Source organism: Pseudomonas sp. Yb2C2 (assembly GCF_052112325.1).
Classification (GTDB): Bacteria; Pseudomonadota; Gammaproteobacteria; order Pseudomonadales; family Pseudomonadaceae; genus Aquipseudomonas; species Aquipseudomonas marginalis.
The window spans coordinates 128,681-150,650 of sequence record NZ_JAVAJK010000008.1; the positions used below are offsets into that span (position 1 = coordinate 128,681).

At 62.3% G+C, this 21,970-nt stretch carries 24 protein-coding genes; 7 read left to right on the plus strand and 17 right to left on the minus strand.

Annotated elements, in window-relative coordinates; all coding sequences use genetic code 11:
* Positions 1–18 precede the first annotated feature (18 nt).
* The 3 genes from holA (at position 19) to Q8X51_RS13360 (ending at position 2,770) form a co-directional block, all read left to right on the plus strand.
* Positions 19–1,056 (plus strand): DNA polymerase III subunit delta, encoded by a 1,038-nt coding sequence (gene holA, locus Q8X51_RS13350; RefSeq protein WP_065924876.1) that lies wholly within the window; start codon positions 19–21, stop codon positions 1,054–1,056.
* A gap of 162 nt (positions 1,057–1,218) precedes the next feature.
* Positions 1,219–1,383 carry an alternative ribosome rescue factor ArfA gene (gene arfA / locus Q8X51_RS13355; RefSeq protein ID WP_003176285.1) on the plus strand — a complete coding sequence of 55 codons (165 nt, stop codon included), beginning with the start codon at positions 1,219–1,221 and terminating at the stop codon, positions 1,381–1,383.
* A 61-nt stretch (positions 1,384–1,444) separates the two neighbouring features.
* On the plus strand, positions 1,445–2,770 hold the full coding sequence (locus Q8X51_RS13360; RefSeq protein WP_027605243.1) for a lytic murein transglycosylase: 1,326 nt from the start codon (positions 1,445–1,447) through the stop codon (positions 2,768–2,770).
* Between the two features lie 68 nt (positions 2,771–2,838).
* Here the strand turns inward: Q8X51_RS13360 and Q8X51_RS13365 are convergent, their stop codons facing one another.
* The 13 genes from Q8X51_RS13365 to Q8X51_RS13425 all read right to left on the minus strand — a co-directional run bounded on the left by Q8X51_RS13365 (position 2,839) and on the right by Q8X51_RS13425 (position 15,309).
* Entirely contained in the window at positions 2,839–3,759 is a 921-nt protein-coding gene (locus tag Q8X51_RS13365; RefSeq protein ID WP_065924877.1) for a S66 peptidase family protein, read from the minus strand.
* 155 nt (positions 3,760–3,914) lie between these two features.
* Positions 3,915–4,916 (minus strand): lipoyl synthase, encoded by a 1,002-nt coding sequence (gene lipA, locus Q8X51_RS13370; protein ID WP_057444888.1) that lies wholly within the window; start codon positions 4,914–4,916, stop codon positions 3,915–3,917.
* 26 nt (positions 4,917–4,942) lie between these two features.
* Positions 4,943–5,590, minus strand: coding sequence for a lipoyl(octanoyl) transferase LipB (gene lipB / locus Q8X51_RS13375; RefSeq protein ID WP_027605241.1), 648 nt, complete (start codon positions 5,588–5,590; stop codon positions 4,943–4,945).
* Complete coding sequence (locus Q8X51_RS13380; RefSeq protein WP_027605240.1) at positions 5,590–5,865, minus strand: DUF493 domain-containing protein; 276 nt, start codon at positions 5,863–5,865, stop codon at positions 5,590–5,592. Before Q8X51_RS13380 ends, lipB begins: the two co-directional genes overlap by 1 nt.
* Before the next feature lie 84 nt (positions 5,866–5,949).
* Positions 5,950–7,107 (minus strand): D-alanyl-D-alanine carboxypeptidase family protein, encoded by a 1,158-nt coding sequence (locus Q8X51_RS13385; protein ID WP_027605239.1) that lies wholly within the window; start codon positions 7,105–7,107, stop codon positions 5,950–5,952.
* Positions 7,108–7,283: 176 nt separating this feature from the next.
* Complete coding sequence (locus tag Q8X51_RS13390) at positions 7,284–8,282, minus strand: septal ring lytic transglycosylase RlpA family protein (protein WP_407693835.1); 999 nt, start codon at positions 8,280–8,282, stop codon at positions 7,284–7,286.
* Positions 8,282–9,292, minus strand: a complete 1,011-nt coding sequence (mltB, locus tag Q8X51_RS13395) for a lytic murein transglycosylase B (RefSeq protein ID WP_027605237.1) — start codon at positions 9,290–9,292, stop codon at positions 8,282–8,284. The genes Q8X51_RS13390 and mltB overlap by 1 nt, the downstream gene beginning before the upstream one ends.
* A 17-nt stretch (positions 9,293–9,309) precedes the next feature.
* Positions 9,310–10,413: a rod shape-determining protein RodA gene (rodA, locus tag Q8X51_RS13400; RefSeq protein ID WP_051429342.1), complete on the minus strand. Its 1,104-nt coding sequence runs from the start codon at positions 10,411–10,413 to the stop codon at positions 9,310–9,312.
* Positions 10,414–10,444: 31 nt separating this feature from the next.
* The gene (gene mrdA, locus Q8X51_RS13405) at positions 10,445–12,343 is read right to left on the minus strand and encodes a penicillin-binding protein 2 (protein ID WP_027605235.1); all 1,899 of its coding nucleotides are present in this window, start codon (positions 12,341–12,343) and stop codon (positions 10,445–10,447) included.
* 15 nt (positions 12,344–12,358) lie between these two features.
* A complete protein-coding gene (gene rlmH / locus Q8X51_RS13410; RefSeq protein ID WP_065946573.1) occupies positions 12,359–12,826 on the minus strand; it encodes a 23S rRNA (pseudouridine(1915)-N(3))-methyltransferase RlmH in 468 nt (155 codons plus the stop codon).
* A 9-nt stretch (positions 12,827–12,835) separates the two neighbouring features.
* Positions 12,836–13,330 (minus strand): ribosome silencing factor, encoded by a 495-nt coding sequence (gene rsfS / locus Q8X51_RS13415; protein ID WP_065924878.1) that lies wholly within the window; start codon positions 13,328–13,330, stop codon positions 12,836–12,838.
* 69 nt (positions 13,331–13,399) lie between these two features.
* Complete coding sequence (nadD, locus tag Q8X51_RS13420) at positions 13,400–14,044, minus strand: nicotinate-nucleotide adenylyltransferase (RefSeq protein WP_065910068.1); 645 nt, start codon at positions 14,042–14,044, stop codon at positions 13,400–13,402.
* The gene (locus Q8X51_RS13425) at positions 14,044–15,309 is read right to left on the minus strand and encodes a glutamate-5-semialdehyde dehydrogenase (RefSeq protein WP_065924879.1); all 1,266 of its coding nucleotides are present in this window, start codon (positions 15,307–15,309) and stop codon (positions 14,044–14,046) included. Before Q8X51_RS13425 ends, nadD begins: the two co-directional genes overlap by 1 nt.
* A 175-nt stretch (positions 15,310–15,484) precedes the next feature.
* Between Q8X51_RS13425 and Q8X51_RS13430 the strand changes: the two genes are divergently transcribed.
* Both Q8X51_RS13430 and Q8X51_RS13435 read left to right on the plus strand, forming a co-directional pair.
* Positions 15,485–16,168, plus strand: a complete 684-nt coding sequence (locus Q8X51_RS13430) for a DNA-3-methyladenine glycosylase (RefSeq protein ID WP_065946574.1) — start codon at positions 15,485–15,487, stop codon at positions 16,166–16,168.
* Between the two features lie 25 nt (positions 16,169–16,193).
* Entirely contained in the window at positions 16,194–17,510 is a 1,317-nt protein-coding gene (locus Q8X51_RS13435; RefSeq protein ID WP_065924881.1) for a bifunctional DedA family/phosphatase PAP2 family protein, read from the plus strand.
* On the opposite strand, the gene Q8X51_RS13440 is transcribed toward Q8X51_RS13435, so the two are convergent.
* From Q8X51_RS13440 to Q8X51_RS13455, 4 genes are all read right to left on the minus strand, one after another.
* Positions 17,504–17,719 carry a hypothetical protein gene (locus Q8X51_RS13440; RefSeq protein ID WP_074847728.1) on the minus strand — a complete coding sequence of 72 codons (216 nt, stop codon included), beginning with the start codon at positions 17,717–17,719 and terminating at the stop codon, positions 17,504–17,506. The genes Q8X51_RS13435 and Q8X51_RS13440 overlap by 7 nt on opposite strands.
* Positions 17,720–17,819: 100 nt before the next feature.
* Positions 17,820–18,410, minus strand: coding sequence for an LON peptidase substrate-binding domain-containing protein (locus Q8X51_RS13445; RefSeq protein ID WP_065924883.1), 591 nt, complete (start codon positions 18,408–18,410; stop codon positions 17,820–17,822).
* Positions 18,411–18,431: 21 nt separating this feature from the next.
* Complete coding sequence (locus Q8X51_RS13450) at positions 18,432–19,148, minus strand: LrgB family protein (protein ID WP_065924884.1); 717 nt, start codon at positions 19,146–19,148, stop codon at positions 18,432–18,434.
* The gene (locus Q8X51_RS13455) at positions 19,145–19,498 is read right to left on the minus strand and encodes a CidA/LrgA family protein (RefSeq protein WP_407693836.1); all 354 of its coding nucleotides are present in this window, start codon (positions 19,496–19,498) and stop codon (positions 19,145–19,147) included. Before Q8X51_RS13455 ends, Q8X51_RS13450 begins: the two co-directional genes overlap by 4 nt.
* Positions 19,499–19,662: 164 nt before the next feature.
* Here Q8X51_RS13455 and Q8X51_RS13460 point away from each other — a divergent pair, with 164 nt between their 5' ends.
* On the plus strand, positions 19,663–20,118 hold the full coding sequence (locus Q8X51_RS13460) for a MaoC family dehydratase (RefSeq protein ID WP_027605226.1): 456 nt from the start codon (positions 19,663–19,665) through the stop codon (positions 20,116–20,118).
* Positions 20,119–20,223: 105 nt separating this feature from the next.
* The gene (locus Q8X51_RS13465) at positions 20,224–21,942 is read left to right on the plus strand and encodes a C13 family peptidase (RefSeq protein ID WP_065924886.1); all 1,719 of its coding nucleotides are present in this window, start codon (positions 20,224–20,226) and stop codon (positions 21,940–21,942) included.
* The last annotated feature ends 28 nt before the right edge of the window (positions 21,943–21,970 follow it).

Consider the following 21,970-nt stretch of genomic DNA (forward strand, 5'->3'; position numbering starts at 1 on the left):
GCCCCGTTCGCCCTGCCTATGAAACTCGCACCCGCCCAACTCGCCAAACACCTGCAAGGTGGCCTCGCGCCTGTCTACATCGTCAGCGGTGATGACCCGCTGTTGTGCCAGGAAGCCGCCGACGCCATCCGCAGCGCCGCACGCCAGCAGGGCTTCGATGAACGCCAGGTATTCAGCGCCGACGCCAGTTTCGACTGGGGCACGCTGCTGCAAGCCGGTGCAAGCATGTCGCTGTTCGCCGAAAAACGCCTGCTGGAGCTGCGCCTGCCGTCGGGCAAGCCCGGTGATAAGGGCGCGGCTGCACTGATGGAATACTGCTCGCGACCCGCCGAAGACACGGTGTTGCTGATCAGCTTGCCCAAGCTCGACGGCAGCGCGCAGAAGACCAAGTGGGGCAAGGCCCTGGTGGAAGGCGCGCAGACCCAGTTCATCCAGATCTGGCCAGTGGACAGCAATCAGTTGCCGCAATGGATTCGCCAGCGCCTGTCCCAGGCAGGGCTATCCGCGACACAGGATGCAGTGGAGCTGATCGCCGCGCGGGTCGAAGGCAACTTGCTTGCCGCCGCCCAGGAGATCGAAAAGCTCAAGCTGATGGCCGAAGACGGGCAGATTACCGTCGAGACCGTCCAGGGCGCAGTGGCAGACAGTGCACGTTTTGACGTGTTCGGGCTGGTGGATGCGATCCTCAATGGCGAGCCCGCCCATGCCCTGCGCATGCTCGAAGGCCTGCGTGGCGAAGGGGTGGAGCCGCCGGTGATTCTCTGGGCCCTGGCCCGGGAACTAAGGGTATTGGCCAATATTGCCCTGCAATACAGCCAGGGCACGCCGCTGGACAAGTGCTTCAGCCAGGCGCGGCCACCGGTGTGGGACAAGCGCAAACCCCTGATGAGCAAAGCCCTGCAACGGCACTCGGCGCAACGCTGGGCGCAGCTGTTGCTGGAAGCGCAGCGCATTGATGCACAGATCAAGGGCCAGGCGGCGGGTTCGCCGTGGATGAGCCTGAGCCGTTTATCGCTGTTGATGGCCGGTCAGCGCCTGACATTACCAGCGGAATAACCCTGGTTTCCAAACACCACAGAACCAATGTGGGAGGGGCAAGTCGAATCGTCGCACCGCCCCTTCCACATTTTTGATTGCGTTTACAATTCATGGGCTTTACAGCGGCCTGACTTCGGCAGATTATTTGCACCGCATCTCCCCCCATCAAGAGCATCGACCATGAGCAAAAAGCCATCCAAGCATGGCCCCAACAAGGCCAAATCCATCATCGCCCAGCCACTGTTCCGCAGCCGTCAGGAACGCGCCGGCAAGGGCAAAGGCAGCTACCGCCGCGAAGCCTTCCAGTCTAATAGCTGGGAGGCTTCTTACTTTCTGGCTGCCTGAAGGCAAGCGCCCCTCTGGCATGATAAGGTCTGTACCTGATTTGTAATTCCTGGACCTGTGCATGCCCTCTTGTCTTTCCCGTCGTTGGCACCTTCGCCAATTGATCGCTGCCTCCAGCCTCATTCTGCTTGTCGCCTGCGCGGAAAAACCCACCGCCGCCGATGCCCAACCCTTGCCGAAGCTCCAGACCGCACCCGTAGTGGCCCCTGCCGTCGTGGCCCCGCTGGCCGTGGACAATCTCGACATCCAACCAACCCAGACCTTTGCTGAATGGCAGGCCGGCTTTCGCGCGCAAGCCCTCCAAGCCGGCATCACGGCCGACGTTTTCGACACCGCATTCGCCAATGTCACCCCCGATATGGCGGTGATCCGCGCCGACCGCAGCCAGCCGGAGTTTTCCCGCCCTGTATGGGAATACCTCGACGGCGCCCTGTCACCCGTACGCGTACGCAATGGCCAGGCGTTGCTGATCAAGTACGCCGACATCCTGCAAAGCATCGAGCAGCGTTATGGCGTCGACCGTCAGGCACTGGTCTCGGTGTGGGGCATGGAGAGCAACTTCGGCCAGTTCCAGGGCAACAACTCGGTGATCCGCTCCCTGGCGACCCTGGCCTATGAAGGCCGTCGCCCGGCCTTTGCCCAGGCGCAATTGCTGGCGGCATTGCAGATCATCCAGCACGGCGACATCGCCGCCGACCAGATGAAGGGCTCCTGGGCCGGGGCCATGGGCCAGACCCAGTTCATTCCAACCACTTACAACACCCACGCGGTGGACTTCGATGGCGACGGTCGCCGCGACATTTGGAACAGCCCGGCCGACGCCCTCGCATCAACCGCGCACTACCTGCAAAGCTCCGGCTGGCAGAAAGGCCAGCCGTGGGGCTTTGAAGTCAAGCAATTGCCGGCGAACTTCGACTACGCCCTGGCTGACGGCGGCGTGCGCAAGAGCATTGCCGAGTGGATGAAACTGGGCATTCAACTGCCACCGGGCGCGAGCATGCCGCCGAATGTCGACCAACTGTCCGCCGCCCTGCTGCTGCCGGCAGGCTACCGTGGCCCGGCGTTCCTGGTGCTGGATAACTTCCGCGCGATCCTCAAGTACAACAACTCGTCGTCCTACGCACTGGCGGTGGGCCTGTTGTCGGAGCGCTTTGGCGGCGGCGGTGTGATCCGTGGTGACTGGCCCAAGGATGAGCTGCCGCTGAGTCGCTCCCAGCGCATTGATCTGCAGACGGCGTTGAGCGCCAACGGTTATGACGCGGGCAACCCGGATGGGATTATCGGCGCCAACACGCGCAAGGCGATTCGGGCGGCACAGCAGGCGCTGGGCTGGCCGGCGGACGGGTATCCGACGGTGAAGTTGCTGGAGTCGCTGCAAAACCGATAGATCCGCGTATGGCGACTACCGCAATCGGGGGCAAGCCCCCGATTGCGGTTTAGCAAACGCCAGCAGATTCAAGACCTGAAGACCACTTCCTGCTCCAACACCACCCGCTGCTCCCCCGCATCCAGCCGTACCAAGGCGCCCATGGGCAGCGTCAGGTTCGGATCGCAATGCCCGCTGCGCCAGCCGGCCAGCACCGGTATGCGCAATGGCTCGAACGTCTGCGTCAGCAAGCGCTCCAGCGCCACGTTATCCACACCCGCCACATCCCCGACCAGTACACCGGCGACCTGGGCCAACTTGCCCGCCAGACGCAGATGGGTCAACAGGCGGTCGATGCGGTAGATCGGTTCGTTGACGTCTTCGATAAACAGGATGATGCCTTCAGCGTCGATTTCGTAAGGCGTGCCCATGACCGCCGCAATCATCGACAGGTTACCCCCCAGCAAGCGCCCACAGGCAATGCCAGGCTCGATCGTGGTCAGCGGGTACGCTACCGGGTGCGCAAGCACACTGCCAGCGCCCAACTGGCCGCGCAGAAGGCTGAACAATGACGACTCGGTAGGTTGTTGCTTGTCGCCGAGCAGGTCGGCATTGAGCATCGGGCCGTGGAAGGTCACGAAACCGGCGTAACGGTTGATCGCCAGGTGCAGGGCGCTGATGTCGCTATAGCCGACGAACGGCTTGGGATTGGCACGCAGCAGGTCAAAGTCCAGCGCGTCGAGCAGCCGCGGTGTGCCGTAACCACCGCGCAGACAGAAGATAGCGTCGATGTGCGGATCGGCGAAGGCGGCATGCAGGTCACGCAGGCGCACGGCATCGCTGCCGGCGAGGTAGCCGTCGCGTTCATAGACACCGGGGGAAATCCGCAGATCGTAGCCGCGCGTACGCATCCATTGGCCAGCCTTTTCAACGTCCAGCACGGCGGGGCCGGCGGGGGCGATCAGGGCGATGGTGCCTTCAGAACGAAGGGCTGGAACGGCGGCGGTCATCTGAGAATCTCCCTATCTAACGCTGAAACCAATGTGGGAGGGGGCTTGCCCCCGATAGCGGTGGATCAGCCAGCACATGTAGCGACTGACATACCGCAATCGGGGGCAAGCCCCCTCCCACATAAGCCCGCTCCCACACCGGGTCTGAACCCCGATCAGGAAACCAGGCTAGCCTTGACCAGCTTGGCCTGTTCGTCGGCGTGGTACGAAGAGCGTACCAGCGGGCCCGAGGCGACGTTCTTGAAGCCCATCTTGTAACCTTCCTCGGCGAACCAGGCGAAGGTGTCCGGGTGCACGAAACGCTGCACCGGCAAGTGGCTGCGCGACGGTTGCAGGTATTGGCCCAGGGTCAGCATGTCGATGTCGTGTTCGCGCATGCGCTTCATGACTTCGATGACTTCTTCATCGGTCTCGCCCAGGCCAAGCATCAAGCCGGATTTGGTCGGGATGTGCGGCATCATCTGCTTGAATTTCTGCAGCAGGGTCAGCGACCACTGATAGTCCGAACCTGGACGCGCGGCCTTGTACAGGCGAGGCACGGTTTCCAGGTTGTGGTTGAACACATCCGGCGGCTCGGCAGCGGTGATTTCCAGCGCGACGTCCATGCGGCCACGGTAGTCCGGCACCAGGGTCTCGAGCATCACGTTCGGCGACAGTTTGCGGATTTCGCGGATGCAGTCGGCAAAGTGCTGGGCACCGCCGTCGCGCAGGTCGTCACGGTCAACCGAGGTGATGACCACGTATTTGAGTTTCAGGTCGGCAATGGCGATGGCCAGGCTTTCCGGTTCGTTGACGTCCAGTGGCTTCGGCCGGCCATGGCCGACGTCGCAGAACGGGCAACGACGGGTGCAGATGTCACCCATGATCATGAAGGTGGCGGTGCCGCCGGAGAAGCATTCGCCCAGGTTCGGGCAGGACGCTTCTTCGCACACACTGTGCAGCTTGTGCTTGCGCAGCAGGGCCTTGATACGGTCGACTTCCGGCGAAACCGGGATGCGCACGCGGATCCAGTCAGGCTTTTTCGGCAACTCGGTGGTCGGGATGATCTTGACCGGGATGCGTGCAACCTTCTCGGCGCCGCGCAGCTTGACGCCGGCTTCCACCTTGGCACGCGGGGCCGGGGCCGGACGCTCGGTGATGTCCAGCGTCGGGATCATGGTTTGCACTGCATCAGTAGTCATAATCAGTCGATTCCGCCCGTGAGGGTCGTCTGCTCAGCATAGTCGAGGTGTTTGACGAGCTGCGCACGCAGCCGGGCACTTACCTCGGCAAATTTAATCGGTGTGGCGTGGTCGCTCAGTTGGGTCATCGCCAGCCCGGCATAACCACACGGGTTGATGCGCCGGAACGGTGCCAGGTCCATGTCCACGTTCAGGGCCAGGCCATGAAAGGAACAACCGTGGCGAATGCGCAAACCGAGGGAGGCGATTTTCGCGCCGTCCACATACACACCGGGTGCATCGGGCTTGGCCGCGGCGCTCACGCCATAACTGGCCAACAGCTCGATCAGGCAAGCCTCCATGCGGCTCACCAGGTCGCGCACGCCAAAACCCAGCTTGCGCACGTCCAGCAGCAGGTACGCCACCAGTTGACCGGGCCCATGGTAAGTCACTTGGCCACCTCGGTCGACCTGCACCACCGGAATATCCCCCGGCAGCAGCAGATGTTCGGCCTTGCCGGCCTGGCCCTGGGTGAACACCGGTGGATGTTCCACCAACCAGATTTCGTCGGGCGCCGAAGTGCCGCGTTCATTCGTGAACCGCTGCATGGCGTGCCAGACGGGCTCGTAGTCCATCCGGCCGAGCTCGCGAAAGCCCAGGACCTGTGACATCACAGCACCATGTGCACGAAGCCGGTGGCCCGCAGTTCGCTATTGATGTCGTAGAGCTGGTCTTGACCGGTCGCAACGATGTGCAACTGGATCGTGGTGTACTTACCGTTGGTGCTCGAACGCTCGTCCACCCGGTTGTCATTGATCGTCGCGTGTTTACGCACGATATCCAGGATTCTGTCTTTGTTGCCTACACCGGTATCGCTGATCACCTTGACGGGATAATCCGTCACCGGGAATTCGATCTTTGGCGCCTTTACTTCTTTATCGGTCATGGCAGAACGGCCTCGTAAGCGGTAAGCCGTGGCGACGGCAAAGCCCCGCGTCGGATCAACGCGGGGCTTTGCAGGTGCACACAATCAGTTGAACAAGCCGTAGAAGAATAGACGGATGCTATCCCACACGCGGCGGAAGATACCACCTTCGTCGACGGCGTCCAGCGCGATCAGGTCGGCGCTGTGCACCACCTTGTCGTCCAGCTTCACTTCGACTTTACCGATCACGTCGCCCTTGGCGATTGGCGCAACCAATTGCGGGTTCATGGTCATGCTGGCGGCGAGCTTTTTCAGCTGGCCTTTAGGCATGGTCAGGGTCAGGTCTTCAGCCAGGCCGGCCTTGACTTGCGAGGTCGCGCCTTTCCATACCGGCGCGGTCGCCAGTTCAGCACCCTTCTGGTAGAAGGTCTGGGTTTCGAAGAAGCGGAAACCGTAGGTCAGCAGTTTTTGCGTCTCGGCCGCACGGGCCTGCTCGCTGTTGGTGCCGAAGACCACCGCGATCAGGCGCTGGCCATCACGTACCGCGGACGACACCATGCAGTAGCCGGCTTCGTCGGTGTGGCCAGTCTTCAGGCCATCGACAGTCTTGTCGCGCCACAGCAGCAGGTTGCGGTTAGGCTGCTTGATGTTGTTCCAGAAGAATTCCTTCTGGGAGTAGATCGCGTAGTGCACCGGGTCGACACGAATGATCGCGCGCGCCAGGATCGCCATGTCGTGAGCCGACGAGTAGTGCTCAGGGTTTGGCAGGCCGGTCGGGTTCATGAAGTGGCTGTTGGTCATGCCCAGGTCGGCCACGGTTTTGTTCATCATGTCGGCGAATGCGTCTTCGCTGCCGGCGATGTGCTCGGCCAGGGCGACGCTGGCGTCGTTACCGGACTGGATGATGATGCCATGCAGCAGGTCGCTCACAGTGACTTGCGAGCCCACCTTGATGAACATCCGCGAACCGCCGGTACGCCAGGCGTTTTCGCTGACGGTCACCGGGTCGTTTTCGCCGATCTGGCCGCGACGGATTTCCAGGGTCGCGATGTAGGCGGTCATCAGCTTGGTCAGGCTGGCCGGTGGCAGGCGCTGGTCACCGTTGCTCTCGACCAGCACGTTGCCACTGGCGGCATCCATGAGGACCCAGGACTTGGCGGCCAGTTGCGGTGAAGCCGGTACCATTTCAACCGCCCAGGCGGCCGGGGTGATGATCAGCGAAAGAAGCAGGCACGTGCGTTTGGCTAAGGTGGTGATGTTCATCCGTCTCTCGAAATTGCTTATGGAAACTTGCCCTCGCGGGCAAAACTTATTCAGACAGCCCGCTACCAGACTGTCACGTGTTCGGTTGCCCGCTCACCCCTTGCCCCTGGGTTTTATTGTTCAACGAGCCAACAACCAGGGTCCAGGCCCGCATGCGAGCCTCAACCATCAATTTATTATTCGGCAGTGACCACGCTGGGTTGCCCCAGGTTGGCCAGGCGCACGCTGTTCTGCACTTGCGCAACCTCGCTCGGCGAACCGATCGGGCCCATGCGCACACGGTGCAACGTTTGCTGGTTACGCACGATGGAGCTGATGAATACCGGCGCGCTGACCATGCTGCTGAGCTTGGACCTTAACAGTTCTGCCGCATCCGGGTTGGCGAAAGCGCCCACTTGCAGGTATTGCCCGCGCGCGACCGCGGCGCCCGGTGCCGCATGGGGCACGACCACCGTATCCGGTGCGTGCTGCTGCGGTGGCGGTGTCCATTGTTCGATCTTGCCGGTGGATGCCGTCACTTGCGGCTGCGCACTCTGCGGCTCGTTGAGCATCAACGGCGCGGGCTTGCCACGCTGGGCCCAGTACTGCGCGGGATCGATGCCTTCGACCTTGACCCGCGCGGTACCGGTTTCGGCATAGCCGAGTTTTTTCGCGGCGGCGTAGGACAAGTCGATGATGCGATCCGAATAGAACGGCCCACGGTCGTTGACCCGCAGGATCACCGTGCGGTTGTTGTCCAGGTTGGTCACGCGGACATAGCTGGGCAGCGGCAGGGTCTTGTGGGCCGCGCTCATGCCGTACAGGTCATAGACTTCGCCGTTGGCGGTGTTCTGGCCGTGGAACTTGGTGCCATACCAGGACGCCGTGCCCGATTGCACGTAGGTCTTGGAGTCCTGCAACGGGAAGTAGGACTTGCCCAGCACGGTATAGGGGTTGGCCTTGTACGGGCCGGTGTGCAGGGTCGGCGTGGCATCCGGGATCTTCGACACGTCGACATCCCACCACGGGGCGCCATCTTTGTGTGCGCGGTTGATGTCCAGGCCTGGCTGTGAACGCACCGCGGTGCCGCCGGACTTCGGTACCGGGCCACGGCTGGTGGAACAACTGACGACGAGCAGGGACAACGCGGCGAACGCCACCAGCTTGAGCGGTTGATTGAACGGCGATGCCCGCATTACTTGTTGCCCCGTGCTTGGACCAGCATGTCTGACAGCTGATGCACGGCCATGGCGTACATCACACTGCGGTTATAACGCGTGATTGCGTAGAAATTCTTCAGGCCCATCCAGTATTCAGGGCCGTTTTCACCTTCGAGGCGGAATGCCGTCACCGGCATATCGTCGCGTGGCGCATTCTGACTCGACCAGCCCAGCGCCCGCAACTCCCCGACGGTCTTGGCCGGCTCGATGCCCTGGGTCAGGCCTTCATCGGCACGCTCCCCGCTGACATCGGCACGGATCACCACCGGCTCGCCACCGACCCAGCCATGGCGCTTGAAGTAACTGGCCACACTGCCGATGGCATCGTCCGGGTTGCTCCAGATATTGATATGACCGTCGCCATCAAAATCCACCGCGTAGGCGCGAAAGCTGCTCGGCATGAACTGCGGCAAGCCCATCGCCCCGGCGTAGGAGCCCTTGAGGGTCAGCGGGTCGACCTGCTCTTCGCGGGCCAGCAGCAGGAACTCACGCAGTTCCTTGCGGAAGAAGTCGGCGCGCGGCGGGTAATCGAAGCCCAGGGTCGACAAGGCGTCGATGACCCGGTAACTGCCGGTATTGCGCCCGTAGAAGGTTTCAATGCCAATGATCGCAACGATGACCTGGGCCGGCACGCCGTATTCCTGCTCGGCGCGGGCCAACACGGCCTCGTGCTGGCGCCAGAAGTCCACCCCCCGGGCCACCCGGGCGTCGGTGAGGAACATCGGACGGTATTCCTTCCACTGTTTCACGCGCTCGGCGGGGCGAGAGATAGCGTCGAGGATCGCCTGCTTGCGCTGGGCTTCGCGGAACACGCCCATCAGCTGTTCACCGGCGAAGCCGTAGTCGCGGGTCATTTCACCGACGAATTCGGCGACCTGGGGTGAGCCATCGTAGTCACCGGCCTGCGCCTCGTGCGTTGCCCCCAGCAGCCCGATCAGGCCCATCCAGGACGCATGCCGAGTCGCCCAGCCGCGCATTACTTGCATTGACATCTTCACCTTATTCAAACCTGTGCGATCCACTTGCGATGCGTATGAATCGACATCAAAACCCCAAACGCTGACAGCAATGTCACCAGCGAAGTTCCGCCGTAGCTAATGAACGGCAAAGGCACCCCAACCACCGGCAGCAGGCCACTGACCATACCGATGTTGACGAAAACGTAAACAAAAAAAGTCATGGTCAGGCTGCCGGCGAGCAATTTGCCGAACAGCGTCTGCGCCTGTGCGGTAATCACCAGGCCACGACCAATCAATAGCAAATAGATCAGCAACAGCGCGCAAATGCCCACCAGGCCGAACTCTTCGCCCATCACCGCAATAATGAAGTCGGTGTGGCTCTCGGGCAGAAAGTCCAAATGCGACTGGGTGCCGAGCAGCCACCCCTTGCCAAATACACCGCCGGAACCGATGGCCGCCTTCGACTGGATAATGTTCCAGCCGGTGCCGAGCGGGTCGCTTTCGGGATCGAGGAACGTCAGGATCCGCTGCTTCTGGTAGTCGTGCATAAAGAAGAACCACATGGCCACGGCCACCGGCACTGCCGCCGCCAGCACGCTAAGGATCCAGCGCCAGCGCAACCCGCCCATGAACAGCACGAACGCACCGCCGGCCAGGATCAGCAGCGAGGTGCCGAGGTCCGGCTGGCGCACGATCAGCACGAAGGGGATGCCGATCAGGATCAGGCTGATCCCCACATGCTTGAGCTGCGGCGGCAAGGTGCGCTTTGACAGGTACCAGGCGATCGTCGCCGGCATCAGGATCTTCATGAATTCCGACGGTTGGAAGCGAATCACCCCCGGAATGTTGATCCAGCGGGTCGCGCCCATGGCGTTATGGCCCATGACGTCCACCACCACCAGCAGCAACACCCCGGCCACATAACCGAGCGGCACCCAGCGCGCCATGAAACGCGGCTCCAGCTGGGCGATCACCACCATGGACAGCAGGCCCAGGCCAAACGACGAAGCCTGCTTGATCAGCAAGTCCCAGTTCTTGCCGCTGGCCGAATACAGCACGAACAGGCTGCCGGCCGCCAGGGTCAGCAGCAGGATCAGCAACGGGCCGTCAATGTGCATGCGCTGCAACAAAGTCGCGCGGCGACGCATCACATCCTCGCTGGAGAGGATGCGGTCAAAATTACTCTTCACTGGCCGTAACCTCGGGGGTTGAAGGGGGGCCGCCATATTCGGGCTTGAGCCTGCCGTCGTCGGCCAGCAACCAGGCGTCCATCACCTGGCGCACCACAGGCGCCGCCACACCGGAGCCGGACTCGCCGTTCTCGACCATCACCGCCACCACGATTTTCGGGTCGTCGGCCGGGGCAAAGCCCACAAACAAGGCGTGGTCGCGGTGGCGCTCCTGGACCTTGGAACGGTCGTACTTCTCGCCCTGCTTGATCGCCACCACCTGGGCGGTACCACTCTTGCCGGCGATACGGTATTGCGCACCGATCGCCGCCTTGCGCGCGGTCCCGCGTGCACCGTGCATCACCTGCTGCATGCCGTGGTTGACCTTGGTCCAGTCGGACGGGTCGCGCAGTACGATGTCGGGGATCGGGTTTTCATCCACAGGCTTTTCGCCTTCGATGGTCCGGGCCAGGTGCGGGCGGTTCCAGATGCCTTTGTTGGCCACCAGCGCCGTGGCCTGGGCCAGTTGCAAAGGCGTGGCCTGCATATAGCCCTGGCCGATGCCGAGGATCAGGGTTTCGCCCGGGAACCATGCCTGGCGGCGGGTCGCACGCTTCCACTCCCGCGATGGCATCAGGCCAGGGGATTCTTCGAACATATCCAGGGAGACTTTCTGACCGAGGCCGAACTTGCCCATGTAGGCGGACAAGCGGTCGATCCCCAGCTTGTGGGCCAGGTCGTAAAAATAGGTGTCGTTGGAACGCATGATCGCGGTATCCAGATCGACATAGCCGTCACCGGTACGGTTCCAGTTGCGGTATTTGTGGTCGTAGTTCGGCAGCATGTAGTAGCCCGGGTCGAATACCCGGCTGGAAGCCGTGACCACGCCCGCGTCCAAACCGGCAATCGCCACCGCCGGCTTGATGGTCGAACCCGGCGGGTACAGGCCGCGCAACACACGGTTGAACAGCGGCCGGTCGATGGAGTCGCGCAACTCGGCGTAGGCCTTGAAGCTGATCCCGGTCACGAACAGGTTGGGGTCGAAGCTCGGCTGGCTGACCATGGCCAGCACTTCGCCGGTCTTCGGGTCCAGCGCCACCACCGCGCCACGCCGGCCACCGAGGGCCATCTCGGCCGCTTCCTGCAGCTTGATGTCCAGGCTCAGCACAATGTCCTTGCCCGGTACCGGGTCGGTACGCTTGAGCACCCGCAGCACGCGGCCGCGAGCGTTGGTCTCGACTTCTTCGTAACCCACCTGGCCGTGCAGCTCGGGCTCGTAGAAACGCTCGATGCCGGTCTTGCCGATATGGTGGGTGCCGCTGTAATTGACGGGATCGAGGCTTTTCAGCTCTTTCTCGTTGATCCGCCCCATATAGCCGACGGAGTGAGCAAAGTGCGGCCCTTGGGGATAGTGGCGCACCAACTGCGCCACCACTTCCACACCCGGCAGGCGGAACTGGTTCACCGCAATCCGCGCAATCTGCTCTTCGGTCAGCTCGAACAGGATCGGCACCGGTTCGAACGGCCGGCGCCCCTGTTTCATGCGTTTCTCGAAGATCACCCGGTCTTCCGGGGTCAACTGCAGCACCTCGACGATGACATCGAGGACCTGTTGCCAGTCGCCGGAACGCTCGCGGGTCATGCTCAGGCTGAAACTGGGCCGGTTATCCGCCACCACCACGCCATTGCGGTCGAAGATCAGCCCACGGGTCGGCGGAATCGGTTGCACATGCACGCGGTTGTTTTCCGACAACGTGGAGTGGTAGTCGTACTGGATCACCTGCAGGAAATACAGGCGCGCAATCAGCACCCCGATCAGCGCCACCACCATGATCGCGCCAAACACCACCCGCGCGCGTACCAGACGTGCGTCTTTCTCGTGGTCCTTGATGCGGATCGGCTGGGTCATCGGGAGGGGCGCAGATTATTTGTGATAAGGGTGCCCGGACAGAACTGTCCAGGCGCGATACAGCTGTTCACCGATCAGGATCCTTACCAACGGGTGCGGCAGCGTCAGCGCCGACAGCGACCAGCGCTGGTCCGCCCGCGCGCAGACTTCCGGCGCCAGCCCTTCGGGGCCGCCGACCATGAAGTTGACGGTGCGCGAGTCCAGGCGCCAGCGCTCCAGTTCCACCGCCAATTGCTCGGTGCTCCAGGGTTTGCCGTGCACTTCGAGGGTGACGATGCGCTCGTTGGGGCCGACCTTGGCCAGCATCGCTTCGCCTTCCTGACGGATAAAGCGCGCCACGTCGGCATTCTTGCCCCGGGTGTTGAGCGGTATCTCCACCAGTTCCAGCGACAGCTCGGCGGGCAGACGCTTGGCATACTCGTGCCAGCCTTCTTCCACCCACTTGGGCATGCGTGAACCGACAGCAATCAGACGCAGGCGCACAGCCGTTCCTTATTCCTGGTCTTTGTTGAGCTTGTCGAAGTGCGCGTGGCCCACTTCCGGGCTGTGGTGCTTGCCATCGGCGGCACGGCTCTGCTCGGCGCCTTTCCACAGACGCTCCAGGTCGTAGAACTGACGGGCATTGCTGGTCATCATGTGAACGATCACGTCGTCCATGTCCAGCAGCACCCAGTCGCTGTCGCCCTTGCCTTCTTCACCCAGCGGCTTCACGCCCTGGGCTTTGACGGCTTCGCGAACCTTGTCCAGCATCGCGCCGATCTGGCGGTTGGAGGTACCGGTGGCGATGATCATGAAGTCGGTGATGCTCTGCTTGTCGCGTACGTCCAGGACCTGGATGTCCTGGGCCTTCACGTCTTCCAGGGCGGCAACGGCGACTTTCACCAGCGCTTCGCCAGCCAGTTCCGGGCCAACGTGGGCTTCAACCGGCAGCGGGGCGCTTTTGAACGTGCCTTTGCGTTTTACTTTGCTTACGTCTTTGTTCGTCATAAAAAACTCGTTTTGCTCGTATGTTCGGGCGCTCGCTGCACGAGTGTTCGTGCGTTCAAGCGCGCCTTTTCAGTTCGACGCACGGTAAAGCCCGTGCGCATCGATGTAGGCCAGGACCGCGTCAGGCACCAGGAAACGTACCGACTTCCCGCTGGCCAGCAGTTGACGGATCTGGGTGGCAGACACCGCGAGCGGGGTCTGCCAGACGAATGCAATATTCCCGTTCGGCCCGGTCAGGGCCAAGGGGTCACTTACCGACCGCGCGGCCAGCAGGTTGCGCAAGGCATCCGGCGGTTCGCTGTCGGCATCCGGGCGTTGCAAAACCAGGATGTGGCAGTGCTGGAGGAGTTCCTCCCAGCGATGCCAAGAGGGCAGGCCGCAAAATGCGTCCCAGCCCAAAAGCAGAAACAACTGGTCATCCGCGGCCAACTCGGCGCGCATCAGCTCCAGGGTGTCGACAGTGTAGGACGGTTTATCGCGCTTGAGCTCACGATCGTCCACCACCAGCGGCGGTATGCCTTCTACGGCCAGGCGCACCATTTCCAGGCGCTGCTGCGGCGACACCTGCGGGGTATCGCGATGAGGCGGCCGGAAATTAGGGATCAGGCGCAGCTCATCCAGCGCCAAGGCATCCGCGACTTCCAGGGCACTGCGCAAATGGCCGATGTGCACGGGGTCGAAGGTACCGCCGAGCAGCCCGATGCGTTTAGCCATCAAGTGCGCACGTGACCGTCGCCGAACACCACGTACTTCTCGCTGGTCAGGCCTTCCAGGCCAACCGGGCCGCGTGCGTGGAGCTTGTCGGTGGAGATGCCGATCTCCGCCCCCAGGCCGTACTCGAAGCCGTCGGCAAAGCGCGTCGAGGCGTTGATCATCACCGAAGCGGAGTCCACTTCGGTGAGGAAACGCCGGGCATCGCTGAAATGCTCGGAGACAATGGCGTCGGTGTGCTTGGAGCCGTACGTGTTGATGTGTTCGATGGCCTGGTCCAGGTCGTCGACGATGCGGATCGACAGGATCGGCGCCGTGTACTCGGTGTACCAGTCCTGCTCGGTCGCTTCGATCACGTCCGCGCCCAACAGCGCACGGGTGCGTTCGCAACCGCGCAGCTCCACGCCCTTGTCACGGTAGATGGCAGCCAGCGGCGGCAGCACGCGCTCGGCAATGCCGACGTGCACCAGCAGGGTTTCCATGGTGTTGCACGGCGCGTAGCGGTGGGTCTTGGCGTTGTCGGCGATGCGGATCGCCTTGTCGATGTCGGCGGCGATGTCGATATACACGTGGCACACGCCGTCCAGGTGCTTGATCACTGGCACCTTGGCATCGCGGCTGACGCGCTCGATCAGGCTCTTGCCACCGCGCGGCACGATCACGTCGATGAATTCCGGCATGGTGATCAGCGCGCCGACAGCGGCGCGGTCGGTGGTTTCCACCACTTGCACCACTTCGGCCGGCAACTCGGCCACGGCCAGGCCCTGCTGGATGCAGGCGGCGATGGCGCGGTTGGAATTGATCGCCTCGGAACCGCCACGCAGGATGGTGGCGTTGCCCGACTTGAGGCACAGGCTCGCGGCGTCGATGGTCACGTTCGGGCGCGACTCATAGATGATGCCGATCACGCCCAGGGGCACGCGCATCTTGCCGACCTGGATGCCGGACGGCAGGTAACGCATATCGCGAATTTCACCGATGGGGTCAGGCAGCTTGGCCACCTGACGCAACCCTTCGATCATGTCGTCGATACGTGTCGGCGTCAGCGCCAGGCGGTCCAGCAAGGCGGGCTCAAGGCCATTGGCGCGGCCGTTGGCCAGGTCCAGTTCGTTGGCGGCAGTCAGCTCGGAGCGCGAAGCGTCCAGAGCATCGGCGGCGGCCAGCAGGGCACGGTTCTTCTGCGCAGTGCTCGCACGGGCGATCAACCGCGAGGCCTGACGGGCAGCGCGACCCAGGCGGGTCATGTAGTCAAGAACGGACTCAGTCATGGTCAGGGAGTCTTGGCAAAGAGGAAAGCGGCAGATTATAGCTGTGACGCCGCCCGACTGACAGCGGTGAGGGGCGGATGGTCGAAATGAACTGTAAAAACCTGGGGTTCAGCCGTAATTAAGGTGGGAGTTGTTATTATTCCGTCACATTTAGCCGTATTAACCCCAGACCACCATGCCCAGTTCTTCACCCCAACTCCCCGCCAGCGCGCTGCCCGACAGCTTCTTCGACCGTGACGCGCAAATACTTGCGCGGGATTTGCTTGGAAAAGTCATCCGCCATCGCGTCGGCGATAGCTGGCTTTCGGCGCGAATTATTGAAACCGAAGCCTATTACGTGGCCGAAAAAGGCAGCCACGCCTCACTCGGGTACACAGAAAAGCGTAAGGCTTTGTTTCTGGATGGCGGACATATCTATATGTACTACGCCCGTGGCGGCGATTCGCTGAACTTCAGCGCGCAGGGGCCGGGCAATGCCGTGCTGATCAAATCAGCCTATCCCTGGGTCGATGAAACCTCCGGGCCCGCCAGCCTGGCGCAGATGCTGCTGAACAACCCGAATGCCGACGGCAGCCCGCGCGCGTCGCAAAAGCTGTGTGCCGGCCAGACGTTGCTGTGCAAGGCGCTGGGCCTGAAGGTGCCGATGTGGGATGCCAAGCGCTTTGATCAAGAATTGCTCTTTGTCGAAGACGTCGGCCAGACACCGATACAGATCATCCAGACCACCCGCCTGGGCATCCCCAGCGGCCGTGACGAGCACTTGATGTACCGCTTCGTCGATGCCGGCTATGCGCCCTACTGCACGCGGAACCCGCTGCGCCGGGGCCAGGTCGAAGGCCGCGACTATTTCCTGATTTGAATCTGTGGCGATGGAGTAACGATTTATGGGCCAATGGCTCGATGGCATTACCGGCTGGCTGACCCTCAACCCGCAATGGCTGGCGGCGGCGGTGTTTATCGTCGCGTGCGTGGAATGCCTGGCCATTGCCGGGCTGATCGTGCCAGGCACGGTGCTGCTGTTTGCCATTGCGGCACTGGCTGGCAGCGGCGCCTTGTCCCTGAGTGAGACCCTGCTGATGGGGTTCCTGGGAGGCTTGCTGGGCGACGGGATTTCCTACTTCCTCGGCCGACACTTCCATCAGAATATCCGCCGCCTGCCCGGCCTGCGCCACCATCCGGAATGGATGAATGGCGCGGAAACCTACTTCCACAAATACGGCATCGCCAGTCTGCTGGTGGGACGTTTCATCGGGCCATTGCGGCCGATGCTGCCGATGGTGGCCGGAATGTGCGACATGCCGTTCCCGCGTTTCGCCCTGGTCAGCCTTCTGGCGGCAGCCGGTTGGTCGTTGGCCTACCTGCTGCCGGGCTGGGCCACCGGCGCCGCGTTCCGCCTGCCATTGCCGGAGGGGTTCTGGCCTGAGGCGGGGGTTGTCACAGCGTGCCTGGCGGTCGTGCTGGGACTGAGCCTGAACACCAGCCTGCGTGGCCATCGTCGCGCGACCCTATGGATAGGGTGTGCCAGCCTGGCGTTGTTGATCGCCCTGTTTATCGGCTATCCGCACCTGGATGACTTTGACCAGGGCCTGAGCGCGCTGGTACAGGAACATCGCAGCCCCTGGCTGGACCACACCATGGTGATGGTGACCCAACTGGGTGAGTTCAAGAAGATGTTCTTCGCCAGCGCCGTATTCACCGCGCTGCTGCTACTGGCGCGGCAATGGCGTCATGCCGTGTTTGTCGGTGCAACACTGGCCGGGGCGGCGGTGATCAATACCGGGACCAAACTGTTTTTCGCCCGTGGCCGCCCGGAAATCCTCACCGACCCATTGACCAGCTTCAGCATGCCCAGCGGCCACGCCTCCGGTGCGTTTGCGTTTTTCCTGGCGTTGTCGGTGCTGGCCGGTCGCGGACAACCCACGCGCCTGCGCCTGACCTGGATGTTGCTGGGCTGTATTCCTGCGGCCTTCATCGCGCTGTCACGGGTCTACCTTGGCGCCCATTGGCCCACCGACATCCTGGCTGGCACGCTGCTGGCAATGACCGTGTGTGCATTCAGCCTCACCGTCTGCCAGTACCGCAGCCCTTTGCCGCCGATGCCGCAGAAGGCCTGGTGGCTGGTATTACCCGCTGTGGTGGCGGTGCTCGGCTTCATTGCCTTTACCGGCACCCCACACGCGCTGCTCAGGTATGCCTACTGACCCTGGGTCGGGCCGAGCCAATGGATTGGCGCGGCGCGGCGTTCAACACAACGCTCACGTCGCTCCAGCATCATCTCATCGGCGATTTCCGCGGCGCGTTCAGCGATGTATTCCGGGCCCCGCTTGGCATCCAGCGGCAGCAGCTGCACGGCAATACTGACAAAAAAAACGTCCCAGGCTGCCTGTTCCGATGGCGCTAGCCGAATCATGTTCACCCCCAATCATTGTTGTGTGATCGGTGACTATTTCAGGCGACGCACAGGGAACAACGAGGAAACCTCTGAAAACCGCGCAGGACAGATCCGAGGCTCAGGCAAACAACTCACCCTGAAGCTCATCGAGCAGCATCTGGATCGCATCCAGCCGCTGCTGCGGGTCGTCGAGTTGCAGCAGGTCGATCTTGTCGGCCTCAGTGAACGGCAAGAGATAAGCCAGTTGATTGCCCAAGGCTCGCTGGCCATCGGCGTGAGTGTCCATGTCCAGCGACGCGACCATCGGGTGTTCGGCCAGGGCCTGGAGCAAGGCCAGCAGGTCGGCATCCTCTTCTTCCAGCGCCTGGTCCGGCAGTTCTTCCAGCCATTGCACCTCGGCCACCAGCAACTGGTCCTTCTGCACACCGGCGTCTCGCACGCGGAAGCGCCGCCCGCCTTCGACGCGAATCCCCAGCAGGCCGTTGTCCTGCTGCTTGAAGTCGCGAATCAACGCTTCACAGCCGATCAAGGCATAGCCATCCGGAGCCATGCCCACCTCCTTGCCATCGAGGATGCACACCACGCCGAAGCTTTCGCCCTTTTTCATGCAGCGGCTGATCATGTCCAGGTAGCGCGCCTCGAACAGTTGCAGGTCGAGGATGCAGCCAGGGAACAGCACGGTATTGAGGGGGAACAGCGCCAGACTCATAAAGGCTTCCTTAAACCCGGTTTAAACAATCACTGACACGGCCAGCGGCAGGAATACCGCTGTGGCTACGCCCATCAGACTCATGGCCAGCGCCGCAAAGGCGCCACACTCTTCGCTTTCCTGCAGGGCCACCGAGGTGCCGACGGCGTGGGCGGTCATGCCCAAGGCCATGCCGCGCGCCTCGGGGCTGTGCACCCCAAGACGCGAGAGTAACGCCGGGCCAACCATCGCGCCCACCACCCCGGTAATCAGCACAAACACCGCCGCCAACGCCGCCACGCCGCCGATCTGCTCGGCCACCAGCATGGCAATCGGCGATGTCACCGACTTCGGCGCCATGGTCATCAACATCCTGTGTTCAGCGCCGAACCACCAGCCCAGCAGCACGCACAGGCTGGTGGCCAACACGCCGCCTATCACCAGCGTAGTAAAAATCGGCCAGAACAATTGCCGAATCCGCCGCAGGTTCAGATAGAGCGGCACCGCCAGGGCCACCGTCGCCGGGCCCAGCAGGATCCCCATGATCTCCGTGCTCTTGCGGTACTCGGCATAGCTCAGGCCGCACGTGAGCAACACGCCGATCACCAGCAGCATGGAGACCAGCACCGGCTGCAGGAAAATCCAGCGGGTTTTCTCGAAACCCGCCAGCACCAGCTGATAGGCGCCCAGGGTGATCCCGATACCGAACAGCGGGTGATGAATCACCGCCGTCCATGCGCCGTGCCAGTCGAAGATCATTGATCCTGCTCCTTGCGCTTGACCATGCGTTCCATCAACAGCCCGACAAAGCCCATGGCGATCATCAACGACAACACCAGTGCACCGACGATGGCCCAGAAATCGGCGGCAATATCCCTGGCATACACCATCACCCCCACCGCCGGCGGCACCAGCAGCAACGGCAAGTAGCGCAGCAGGCTGCTGGCCGCCAGGCTCAGGGGCTCGCCGACTTCGCCACGCCAGATCAGGAACCCGAGCATCAACAGCAGGCCGATGATCGGCCCCGGCAGTACCGGCACCAGCAAATGATTGATCGCCGTGCCGATCAATTGAAACAGCACCAGCCATGTCAGACCGCGTAACAGCATCCGTTTTTTCCCCCTCAAGACCCGCCCGCATTATAAGCATGCCCGCCCTATGCTCCGGCATTCGCCAAAAGCATGGTGGGTTGACCGGGCTGGTTGGCCATGATGATCTACATTGGTTCTCTGTAACCCATAACAACAGCACCGATGAACCAAGGAGAGACGCAATGCCCTATGTACCCGTAGCGCAGCTCAAAGATTATGTCGGCAAGGAACTGGGACGTTCCGAATGGCTCACCATCGACCAGGCACGTATCAACCTGTTCGCCGAGGCCACTGGCGATCATCAGTTCATCCACGTCGATCCGGTCAAGGCCGCACAAACCCCGTTCGGCAGCACCATCGCCCACGGCTTCCTGTCGCTGTCGCTGATGCCCAAGCTGATGGAAGACATCCTGATCGTGCCCGAAGGCCTGAAGATGGCCGTCAACTATGGCCTGGACAGCGTGCGCTTTATCCAGCCGGTGAAAGTCAATTCCAAGGTGCGCCTGAACGTGACCCTCACCGACGTCACCGAGAAAAAGCCCGGCCAATGGCTGCTCAAGGCCACCGCCACCCTGGAAATCGATGGCCAGGAAAAACCCGCTTACGTCGCCGAGTCGTTGTCGCTGTACTTCGTGTAAGCCCATCCCTGTGGCGAGCCACTGAAACTCGCCACAGGGTATGTAAATTTATGTATGAATCTCGCAGCTGCGGCATACTCGGCGCTCAATTATCCGGATCCCGCTATGCGCCCACTCGCTCCCCTTGCCCTTGCCCTGTTGCTCACCGCTTGCGGAGACGGCGAATCGCTGTTGCCGCCCGATGCGCGCCTGCCCGATGGCGGCCGTTACCGGGGCGATGTGGTCAATGGTCTGCTGCAAGGCCAGGGCCGCGTGGATTATCCCAACGGCAGTTGGTACGCCGGGCAGTTCGACAAAGGCCAGTGGCACGGCCAGGGCGAATGGCATGGCAGCAACGGCGAAGTCTATAAAGGCCAGTTCCAGCAAGGCCTGTTCGATGGCCAGGGCAGCCTCACCACGGCCGGCAGCCACTATGTGGGCGGATTCAAGAACGGTCGGCGCAACGGCGAAGGCACCCTCAAAGAAGGGCAGATGACCTATCGCGGCGAATTCAAGGACGACCAGTATTCCGGCCTTGGCCGCCTGGAACTGGCCGACGGCAGCCAGTATCAGGGCCAGTTCGCCCACGGCAAGCCGAACGGCGAAGGCCAGCGCAATGACGACAGCGGCAACCAGTTCAGCGGCCACTTCGTCGACGGCCAGCTGGAGGGCAACGGTACGTTCAACAGCGCCGACGGCGACATCTATGTCGGCCAGTTCAAGCAGAACCAGCTCAACGGCAAGGGCCGCTATGAAAACGCCGATGGCGACGTGTGGATCGGCCAGTTCAAGGAAGGCGCACTCAGCGGCAAGGGCGAACTGATCGGCGTGGATGGCAGCCACTACGTCGGCCAGTTCAGCGACTGGCGCTTTACCGGCGAAGGCCGCCTGAACCTGACCGACGGCAGCTTCTATATCGGCGGCTTTGACAGCGACAACTATCAAGGCCGCGGCACCCTGGTACTCACCGACGGCACCGTGCAGGCCGGTACCTGGGTCAACGGCATGCGCGTACGTGATGCTGACGGCGCATTGTTGCCCGACCCACTGGAGATCGGCGTACTGGCCCAGGGCCATTTGCTCGATGCCGCCCTCGCTGCCGTACCTGCGTCCACCCCCGCAGTGGAGCTGTACACCCTGGCCGTGGCCGGCGACGGCAAACAAAGCGTGTTCCTGCGCGAAGCCGATTACGTCAGCAATATGCTCACCACTCGCTTCGGCGCACGGGGGCAGATCCGCCTGGTCAACCACCGCGACCATATCGCTGACCGACCACTGGCCACCCGCGAAAGCCTGCGCCGGGCCGTGCAAACCCTGGCCGAGCGCACCGGACCGGAAGACCTGGTGTTTATCTACATGACCAGCCACGGCACCCACGAACACGAACTGGTGCTGGACCAACCTCGCATGGAACTGGCCGACCTGCCCGCCGATGAACTGGCCGCCGTGCTCGCGCCGCTGAAAAACCGCGACAAGATCGTGGTGATTTCAGCCTGCTACTCCGGTGGATTCATCCCGGCGCTCAAAGACGAACGCACCCTGATCATGACCGCCTCACGCGCCGACCGCGTGTCCTTCGGCTGTTCCGAAGAGGCCGACTTCACCTACTTCGGCGATGCCCTCTTCGCCCAAGCCTTCAACCAGACCGACGATCTGCAGCAAGCCTTCAAGCTGGCGCAGCTGCATGTGAGCGAACGCGAACAGGCAGACAACTTCGAAGCGTCCGAACCGCAGATCTGGGCCCCCAAAGGCGTGATCGCCCACTGGCAATTATTACGCAAGCAGCAGGCACGAAAGGCGCTGGAAAGCGTCTCAATGAATAGCAAGGAAGCCAAAGGCAACTAAGCTGTAACGTGTAACAAGGGGGAAACAC

Bases quoted from the DNA above. Each gene is read 5' to 3' on its own strand.
- Q8X51_RS13445 (WP_065924883.1), bottom strand. From the start codon at position 18,410: ATGAGTCTGGCGCTGTTCCCCCTCAATACCGTGCTGTTCCCTGGCTGC.
- holA (WP_065924876.1), top strand. From the start codon at position 19: ATGAAACTCGCACCCGCCCAACTCGCCAAACACCTGCAAGGTGGCCTC.
- mrdA (WP_027605235.1), bottom strand. From the start codon at position 12,343: ATGACCCAGCCGATCCGCATCAAGGACCACGAGAAAGACGCACGTCTG.
- Q8X51_RS13360 (WP_027605243.1), top strand. From the start codon at position 1,445: ATGCCCTCTTGTCTTTCCCGTCGTTGGCACCTTCGCCAATTGATCGCT.
- Q8X51_RS13365 (WP_065924877.1), bottom strand. From the start codon at position 3,759: ATGACCGCCGCCGTTCCAGCCCTTCGTTCTGAAGGCACCATCGCCCTG.
- Q8X51_RS13460 (WP_027605226.1), top strand. From the start codon at position 19,663: ATGCCCTATGTACCCGTAGCGCAGCTCAAAGATTATGTCGGCAAGGAA.
- nadD (WP_065910068.1), bottom strand. From the start codon at position 14,044: ATGGCTAAACGCATCGGGCTGCTCGGCGGTACCTTCGACCCCGTGCAC.
- arfA (WP_003176285.1), top strand. From the start codon at position 1,219: ATGAGCAAAAAGCCATCCAAGCATGGCCCCAACAAGGCCAAATCCATC.
- Q8X51_RS13435 (WP_065924881.1), top strand. From the start codon at position 16,194: ATGGGCCAATGGCTCGATGGCATTACCGGCTGGCTGACCCTCAACCCG.
- rodA (WP_051429342.1), bottom strand. From the start codon at position 10,413: ATGCGTCGCCGCGCGACTTTGTTGCAGCGCATGCACATTGACGGCCCG.
- Q8X51_RS13425 (WP_065924879.1), bottom strand. From the start codon at position 15,309: ATGACTGAGTCCGTTCTTGACTACATGACCCGCCTGGGTCGCGCTGCC.
- Q8X51_RS13390 (WP_407693835.1), bottom strand. From the start codon at position 8,282: ATGCGGGCATCGCCGTTCAATCAACCGCTCAAGCTGGTGGCGTTCGCC.
- lipB (WP_027605241.1), bottom strand. From the start codon at position 5,590: ATGTCACAGGTCCTGGGCTTTCGCGAGCTCGGCCGGATGGACTACGAG.
- Q8X51_RS13380 (WP_027605240.1), bottom strand. From the start codon at position 5,865: ATGACCGATAAAGAAGTAAAGGCGCCAAAGATCGAATTCCCGGTGACG.
- Q8X51_RS13450 (WP_065924884.1), bottom strand. From the start codon at position 19,148: ATGATCTTCGACTGGCACGGCGCATGGACGGCGGTGATTCATCACCCG.
- lipA (WP_057444888.1), bottom strand. From the start codon at position 4,916: ATGATCCCGACGCTGGACATCACCGAGCGTCCGGCCCCGGCCCCGCGT.
- mltB (WP_027605237.1), bottom strand. From the start codon at position 9,292: ATGCAAGTAATGCGCGGCTGGGCGACTCGGCATGCGTCCTGGATGGGC.
- Q8X51_RS13455 (WP_407693836.1), bottom strand. From the start codon at position 19,498: ATGCTGTTACGCGGTCTGACATGGCTGGTGCTGTTTCAATTGATCGGC.
- Q8X51_RS13385 (WP_027605239.1), bottom strand. From the start codon at position 7,107: ATGAACATCACCACCTTAGCCAAACGCACGTGCCTGCTTCTTTCGCTG.
- rsfS (WP_065924878.1), bottom strand. From the start codon at position 13,330: ATGACGAACAAAGACGTAAGCAAAGTAAAACGCAAAGGCACGTTCAAA.
- Q8X51_RS13440 (WP_074847728.1), bottom strand. From the start codon at position 17,719: ATGATTCGGCTAGCGCCATCGGAACAGGCAGCCTGGGACGTTTTTTTT.
- Q8X51_RS13465 (WP_065924886.1), top strand. From the start codon at position 20,224: ATGCGCCCACTCGCTCCCCTTGCCCTTGCCCTGTTGCTCACCGCTTGC.
- Q8X51_RS13430 (WP_065946574.1), top strand. From the start codon at position 15,485: ATGCCCAGTTCTTCACCCCAACTCCCCGCCAGCGCGCTGCCCGACAGC.